This window comes from Streptomyces sp. IBSBF 3136, assembly GCF_036815105.1.
Classification (GTDB): domain Bacteria; phylum Actinomycetota; class Actinomycetes; order Streptomycetales; family Streptomycetaceae; genus Streptomyces.
Genome location: NZ_JAJSZC010000496.1, coordinates 1 through 771, shown reverse-complemented (window position 1 = coordinate 771; position 771 = coordinate 1). Strand labels below are relative to the sequence as shown.

The window sequence follows — 771 nt, the reverse complement described above, 5'->3', positions numbered from 1 at the left end:
CTCCCGCCCTCTCTCCCGCCTTCTCTCCCGCCCTCTCTCCCGCCTTCTCTCCCGCCTTCTCCCCGGCCGCCGGCCCGCAGCCGGTGTGCCGCAGCAGAACGCCGGCGCCGGCGTCGTCGGCGACCGAGGTGACAATGGGCTGCCGGCGCAGTCCCGCGAGCAACTCCCGGCGCCGCCCGGACAGGTCCTCCCAGCACAGGCAGGTCCCGGTGACGGTGAGAACGCGGACGTCACCGCGAGCGAAGAGCACGGCCACCACGCTCCACGGACCAGCCACCACGCTCCACGGACCGGCCGCCGGGCCGGCGGGCCGGCGGACCGACGGCCGGCGGCCGGTCCGCCACACCGGCGTTCAGCACCCCGGAACCCGGTACCCGGGCCATGGGCATGCCCTTGCCGTGCGCGGCGGCCAGAGGCGGGCCCCTGCCGTCCGCGGCCGCGAGGGGCGTGCCCCTGCCGTGCGCGGCCGCGAGGGGCGTGCCCCTGCCGTGCGCGGCGGCGAGGGGCGTGCCCCTGCCGTGCGCGGCGGCGAGGGGCGTGCCCCTGCCGTGCGCGGCGGCGCCGGCGCACAACGGCCCTCAGGGCCGACCCGGCGTCCGCGCGACCGGGAGNCGCGGCGGCGCCGGCGCACAACGGCCCTCAGGGCCGACCCGGCGTCCGCGCGACCGGGAGATGCGGCCCCGGGACCGGGAGGTGCGGCCGCGGCCGGCCCTGAACGCGGCGGCGCCGGCGCACAACGGCCCTCAGGGCCGACCCGGCGTCCGCGCGACC

The 771-nt window shown here is 80.6% G+C and carries 2 protein-coding genes; both read right to left on the bottom strand.

What is annotated here, in order from left to right:
- Positions 1–250: hypothetical protein (locus V7E45_RS40440; protein ID WP_333779269.1), on the bottom strand; the 250-nt coding region annotated here is incomplete at its 3' end.
- Positions 231–572 carry a hypothetical protein gene (locus tag V7E45_RS40435; RefSeq protein WP_333779268.1) on the bottom strand — a complete coding sequence of 114 codons (342 nt, stop codon included), beginning with the start codon at positions 570–572 and terminating at the stop codon, positions 231–233. The genes V7E45_RS40440 and V7E45_RS40435, both read right to left, overlap by 20 nt.
- Positions 573–771: the final 199 nt, after the last annotated feature.